The organism is Enterobacter cloacae complex sp. GYL001, assembly GCF_049237125.1.
Taxonomy (GTDB): Bacteria; Pseudomonadota; Gammaproteobacteria; order Enterobacterales; family Enterobacteriaceae; genus Enterobacter; species Enterobacter hormaechei_C.
In genome coordinates this window covers 1-6,221 of sequence record NZ_JBMKGW010000040.1, presented here as the reverse complement: position 1 = coordinate 6,221, position 6,221 = coordinate 1, and the positions used below count along the sequence as shown (strand labels likewise).

The following is a 6,221-nucleotide window of genomic DNA, read 5'->3' as shown; positions in this document are numbered from 1 at the left end:
TGTGTAGGGCTTATTATGCACGCTTAAAAATAATAAAAGCAGACTTGACCTGATAGTTTGGCTGTGAGCAATTATGTGCTTAGTGCATCTAACGCGCTGATCACCGGCGGTTGAAAACCGTCCGGTGGATTGGCAGGTTATGCTCCTTCATTTCATTTCTGGTTTCCTATAGGGCAACCAGGCTGTCCTTGCCGGCGCTGGGAACGCAGACGATGGCATCAAATGCCTCGCTCAAATTCGTTTCTACAGAGGCGCTTTGGGACCGCATTCGCTTTGCTTCCATGGGGTCATCTGTCAATGTCAGGCATGAATCCTCCTTACCACAGGCATCGATGACATACTGTTCCACACTATCCTCACGGATTGCATCGGCAGGCGTGGTCACAACAGAGAATCCAAGAGGACTGTCGGGCGATGGGAAATGCATTTCCGGCACGGTGAGTCCAAGATGGGTGAATGCAATCGCACGGTAATCCCCCTCCTCCCTCTCTGCGAGATGCTGTCCCATGGGAACAGCCGTAAGCTCGCCTGAAAAGGAAACTGGAGTTTTTTGTAAATGATTGTTGTGCGCCAGCAGAATTATCCTTACATCCGGATTCGCTCGAACCATTCCATCCACCACGCCCGCCATATACGAGTCACGTACGGAAGTATCTCCCTCAAGAGAGGTACCATCGAAGAAAGCTTTCATTACACGCAAGGTTTCCAACGTATACTCTATCGACTCTATTCGATCAGAGGCTTTTCGGAAAAAATCGCTGTTGACGTGATTTTTCAGGACAGGGGCAAGCGACGCCAAACGGAGCTTCAATCTGGTTACCCCTGAGATAGCTTTCTCCTGCTGAGCCGTTTCCAACTCCCCCCATTTTGCCGATGAAATAACCGCCGACTGGCCATCAATGGACGTCAACAACTGAGTCAGCGCATCAACGTGGGGTTTCATGAGGTGGTCGATGACCTGGATAATTTCGGCCAATTGCGCTAGGTCGTCCCTTGGATTCAAGGTGTTGGGTAAATCGATTCCGACTAACTGCAGTTTTCTTCCTGATTCGCGTAGATATGATTTAACCCAAATCAGCACTGAGCCATACAAAGAAAAGGTCAGGGTATCCGAAAATCGCTCAAGTTCATGAGCACCGGCTGTTGAGTTGAGCCATTCAGATAGCCGGGATGCCTGAATCGCCCCACATTCCAAACCAATCGCATTAAGCATGCTTCCTCCACAATGGAGAGGCCCAGTTACAGGACGTTGCATAACTGCCAGCCGCGACCATTGAGGTCGCGGCATTTCTCTCATGACCGCTTTTGGCGCAATCCGAGCGATCTACTCGGCAGCTGTCGGCCCTTGGGGTCTTGTTTAGGGAACTGGCTCAGATGTTCGTGAGTGATCTTCCAGACATTCGCTTCTCTACGAAGGATAGTTGTTCCTCGCCCACCGCCTTCCAGAGCGCTACCATTTAAAATTGCCCTCCACCGGAAGTGATAGGTGCATCCGGCACAATCTTTCGACTGGGCAACCCACTCCAGGTTTTCTAACCAATAATTTTCAAGAGGAAATTTTTTCCAGGTTTCCTCAAAGGCTTGCCGTATCTGCTTCAGTCCACAAAATGATCCGTCATTGAACCAGAATATCGCATTTGGTGAAATTAACGGCACCAACTGATCGAAGTCGTGCATATTAATCAGTTTGCTCGACTTCACGCGGGATCCAGAACCAGGCGACATAGAGGGCCCGTAGGAAGAGAATCGTCAGCGCCGTTCCCACGACGATGCCGCCCATCATTGCGTAGGCACGATTGCCAGCATGAACTGGCAAAGCGCCGAAGTGCTTGCCAGCCTGGACACGTTTAACCTGACCGAGAGGTACGGTTGCGATGCGGAGATCATATTTGTTAATTAACGCGCTTGCTTAATTAACAATGGCCACGGGATTCTACTCGGAATCCCTTCAAGGCGAGGGGCGAAAATCGGCCCCAGGCGGCGAGTGGGCTAAGCAATTTGTGGCATCCGCGACGCGAATAAAGACCAGTGCGGTCATCGGCTACAGTCGGTTCCATGCGCCATGATGGCACTGCCGGCAGGCGACGTTAATCGATGATCTCGGCACCTTCTGCGTTCAGACGCGCCAGGCCCTCCTTCATTTCCCGCAGCCGCTGGGCCGTGTGTGCTTGCCACTTCGTCACTTCAGCAATTACGCGCAATGGATCGCGGGAGCGATAAGACAGGGTCGGGTTACCCGGGAACTTCTTATCCGTCAGGTTCGGATCCTCCTCGATGGCGCCGGTCGGTTCGACGACATAAATTCGTTCCGTTCCGCTGCCACCCGCCAATTCGGCGCCCCAGATCGCCGCATCGAGCGTGCCTGTAAAATACACCCACGACAGGGATTTCGCGTCTGTGAAATTCGATCGATAACCGACGGCGATCAGATCACCGGGTGCAAGAGCGGCTTTGGTTCCATGGAAGAACGACTGGGCAAACATGGTTGCGGTAGCAGACATAGAGTCCCCCTTGATGTTAAGCGCTTCTGTTCACAGTGTCGCGGGGCCCGTATTTTCGGCGGGGCGCACCCTGGATACATAGTCGTTGATAGGGTGCGGGCGAGCATCCCGCATGCCATGCGTCGGATCAGGGCGAGCCAAAGTGCCGTTGAAGATAGTCGACACCGAACGAAACGATATCCCGCGCTTCGAACAAGTAGCAGTGCGCCTGACCGACCAAGCCCTCCCGATGGCGTCGCAGCTCCACATAGGCATTGGTAATTGTCTCGACGGCGTCCGGCTCTCCTTCGATAGCGAAACAATCGAGAATGCCGTTGGAGTCGAAATCCTCGGCGCGTTTCCATCTCACTCCGCCGTCCTCGCTGCGGATCGGCATTTCGTAGCTCACGCGTCGCTTGTTCGGGATGCGGGCAATGGCCTCGGCGTAGTGCAGGACGGTAACGGAATCGAGCGGGGCTCCGAGCAACAGAACCTTTCCGGCACGCTCGACGAAACGCTCCAGCGGCGATCCAGGTCCGAAAGCCTGCCCAAGTTCGTGAGGCCGCGTCAGAGTGCCGGCCAGAGGCCCTACCGCGACCATCGAGGCATCCGGGTGCGCGCTGCGCCGGGCGCCGGGTGTCTGGAGGAGGAACCGGTTGAGCAGGCCGAAGCCGCGATACGTGCCTGATATGGCTGGATCGAACGGCGGCCATCGGTGGCGCAGTTCCGCATCCATCCGTGCGCCATTGAGCGTTTCTTCGTAAGGCGACCGGTCCCACGAGGCGTATCCCATCAAGCTTCCAGTGGGGCCGACGGCATCGAGCAGGGCAGACACTATCGATGCTGCGCCTCCATCGACGGGGCCGATCGCCTTCAGCGATGCGTGAACCATGACGAGAGCGCCGGATTGGACACCCAGCCGTGAAAGGTCCGCCGCAATTGTTTCCCTTGTGTTCATTCCGCTGCCATCCTCTATATCCTGCATTCCCCAAGTGGCGTGTCGTTTGAGGTGAAGATAGCCTGTATCCGAGCGCTAGACAAGGATTTTCTGCCGCAAGCGGCACCTGCGGTCGCGCAGACTGCTGGATCTGGACGGATCAGACCGCGAAGCCGCTGTTTCCTTGCCCAGGGGCGGCGTTTTTCAGCGCAGCGGACAGATCTGTCCAGCCGCTTTCGTTCAGTTTGAGCGTGGATCGCGATCATGCGCATAGCGGTGGCGCTCGCAATCGGCGGATAGCGGCGAGGATGGCGCGTACCATCGTGCCGGTGACAGCGACCTCGGCCAGCTGGAAGGTGATGGTGCGGGCGTGACGGACCACACGTGCCCCGATCTTGATCAGCTTCAGTTGCAGGCTGGTCAACGACCAGTCGGCCATGGCCTCGGGCAGCTCGATGCAGCGCAAGAAGGTGGCCAGGTTGTACGCCAGGGCGTGCAGTTGCAGCCGCACCTCATTGTCGCGGAACTTCCGGCACGACAGCCGCGTCCAGCGAAAGGCGTATTTGCCCTCTTTGATGTGCTGCTCGGCGGTGCCGCGCTGGTTGTAGAACCGCACCACCCAGTCCGGCTCCATCGGCAGGTTGGTGACGATGAAGCCGACACGCGGGAACAGTTCGCCCGGATGCCATTCGATCTTGGCGATCACCCGGCGTTCCTTGTCCCAGGACGCCGCCTGATACTCGAATTCCTCGAAGAACCGCTTGACCTTGGTCAGTGACGGCCGCCCGACAGGGCGCGTTAGCCGATGCGCGATCTTGTCCTTGAGGACCGCGTTTGCGGGCAGCCGGATGGCGTAGAAGAACCGCGCTTCTTCCAATCGCTCATAGATCGCCGGGATCGCGTAGGCAGCATCGGCCCGGAAGAACCTGCCACCAAGGTCGCGCTCCGCGTAGCGCGCAATTACGGGGTCGAGAACATCACGCCAGCCATCGGCGCTGTGGACGTTGCCATGGCGCAGGGCGCAGCGTTCCAGCATCCCGAACTGGTTGAACAGAAAGTTGGGGTGATAGCAGCTACAGTCGAAATGGCCATTCCAGGCGGACCCTTCCTGGTCGCCATGGGTCGGGCTGACCGAGCTGTCCATGTCCAGAACGATGTACTTCAGCCCGTTACGGTCATGGAACCGGTCGATCCATTGCCCGTTCAGGTCGGCCAGCGCGGCACGGTTCCCGGCCAGAGCCAGCGTCTCGGTCTCGAACCGTCCCATCTGCGATGCCGAGGCCGCTTGTGCATCGACCGCTCTGCCGCCGACAACTTGGCGCATGACCGGATCGCAGGCGAGACGGTTGGCGTCGTTGACATCCTCGTATCCGGCCAGCCGCCCAAAGACTGATTGCCGGAACAGGCCGTCGAGCCGATGGACCGTGTTCTTGCCAGAGCGAGTATCGCGCAGCGCCGCTGACGCCAAATCGGACAACCCGAGCGCGTCATCAAGCTCGCGCATCACCAGAAGGCCGCCGTCGGAACTGAGCTGCGTGCCGCGAAATTCCAGCCGCACGCGAGGGTCGAAATCCACCCGATCTGCCCGTTGCAAGCCCGCACCCTCTGGGTGATCCATGAAACGCGCCCCTCGCAGCCTTCAACACCATGTTTTATATAGGAAATATAATGGTCAGGACAGCGAAATCAGCGCCTTACTTGGGAAATGTGGGTTAAAATCATGCCTCTCGACAAAATAGCGAATAAGACTAGCTCTAGCCAGTGAGAACTCCGCGACAAAGTGAGCACCCTCGCCAATGCCGACAATTCGGGCGCCCTCAACTACGGGATTAAGAATCTCAAACTCATTGAACTCCAGCTTTTGAGGCTGTAAAAGTGTTCTGGTCGTTCTCCATGTCATTTTTTTATCCTTTTGCGTTTATTGCTGAAATCGTCATACTTTCGCTTCGCCAATAACCAGGCTCACAGAGCATAACGCCCCAGTTAACCGACATCAACGTGCGCAGCACGTTGATGTCCGGTTGAACGCCCGGTTAGGCTGACGACAGATGCGAAGGCAGATGAGAACACGCCGAGATACCAGTTGGTAGAGATGGTGCAGCCATTCATGACCACTTCCCCTTGATTTTGAAGCTTTGAACAGTGCGCAGGCTTTCGAACGCCTGGCGTGTTTGGACCATGTACACCGCAGGGCCGTCAGGTGTGAGGATGTTTTTTTCTTGAACGAACCCGGCCTTCTCGTAGCAGCGAATGGCGCGATGGTTGCTAGGAGATGGATCGGTTTGGATTTTCGTTACGGCCGGGTCGCTAAACAGGAGTTCAACGAGCGAGCGTACGAGCTTTGTACCCAACCCCTTGTTTAACTGTGATGGATTAGCCAAAGACTGGTCAATCCCGCGGACCCCTGGATCAGTTTCGTCTTCCCACCATCCATCGCCACTTCCAAGTGCGATGTAGGATTGGGCGTAGCCGATGGGTTCGTCATCTAGCATTGCGATGTAAGGCACTACAGCTTGCTTTGCCAGAACTTCGGGCGAATAGTGTTCTAAGACTTCGTCAAGAGTTGGGCGTTCATCCTCGCCGCCCCACCACTCGACTATGTGGGGGCGGTTCAGCCAAGCATGGAGCATTGGCAGATCGTTCTCGGCCATGACTCGTAGAACTATTGCGGCATTGTTGGCGGACATGAGATGTTGATTCCGTGCGGGCCTAACTTTGTTTTAGGGCGACTGCCCTGCTGCGTAACATCGTTGCTGCTCCATAACATCAAACATCGACCCACGGCGTAACGCGCTTGCTGCTTG

Annotated in this window: 6 protein-coding genes and 2 pseudogenes; all 8 read right to left on the bottom strand. The window is 56.3% G+C overall.

Annotated elements, in window-relative coordinates; all coding sequences use genetic code 11:
* Positions 1-166: 166 nt before the first annotated feature.
* Positions 167-1,207, bottom strand: a pseudogene (ere(A), locus tag ACOTWU_RS24900) (EreA family erythromycin esterase); the annotation flags it as partial.
* A gap of 86 nt (positions 1,208-1,293) precedes the next feature.
* Positions 1,294-1,701, bottom strand: a complete 408-nt coding sequence (locus ACOTWU_RS24895; protein WP_063613390.1) for a YybH family protein — start codon at positions 1,699-1,701, stop codon at positions 1,294-1,296.
* Between the two features lie 386 nt (positions 1,702-2,087).
* The gene (gene arr, locus ACOTWU_RS24890) at positions 2,088-2,501 is read right to left on the bottom strand and encodes an NAD(+)--rifampin ADP-ribosyltransferase (RefSeq protein WP_012695486.1); all 414 of its coding nucleotides are present in this window, start codon (positions 2,499-2,501) and stop codon (positions 2,088-2,090) included.
* Between the two features lie 127 nt (positions 2,502-2,628).
* Positions 2,629-3,438, bottom strand: coding sequence for an aminoglycoside N-acetyltransferase AAC(3)-IIg (gene aac(3)-IIg, locus ACOTWU_RS24885; protein WP_012695485.1), 810 nt, complete (start codon positions 3,436-3,438; stop codon positions 2,629-2,631).
* A gap of 241 nt (positions 3,439-3,679) precedes the next feature.
* A complete protein-coding gene (locus ACOTWU_RS24880; protein WP_006473457.1) occupies positions 3,680-5,035 on the bottom strand; it encodes an IS1380-like element IS1247 family transposase in 1,356 nt (451 codons plus the stop codon).
* A gap of 93 nt (positions 5,036-5,128) precedes the next feature.
* A pseudogene (locus ACOTWU_RS24875) lies at positions 5,129-5,317 on the bottom strand (erythromycin esterase family protein); the annotation flags it as partial.
* A gap of 83 nt (positions 5,318-5,400) precedes the next feature.
* Positions 5,401-5,526: a hypothetical protein gene (locus ACOTWU_RS24870; RefSeq protein WP_022646489.1), complete on the bottom strand. Its 126-nt coding sequence runs from the start codon at positions 5,524-5,526 to the stop codon at positions 5,401-5,403.
* Positions 5,523-6,104, bottom strand: coding sequence for an aminoglycoside N-acetyltransferase AAC(6')-IIc (aac(6')-IIc, locus tag ACOTWU_RS24865; protein WP_012695484.1), 582 nt, complete (start codon positions 6,102-6,104; stop codon positions 5,523-5,525). Before aac(6')-IIc ends, ACOTWU_RS24870 begins: the two co-directional genes overlap by 4 nt.
* Positions 6,105-6,221: the final 117 nt, after the last annotated feature.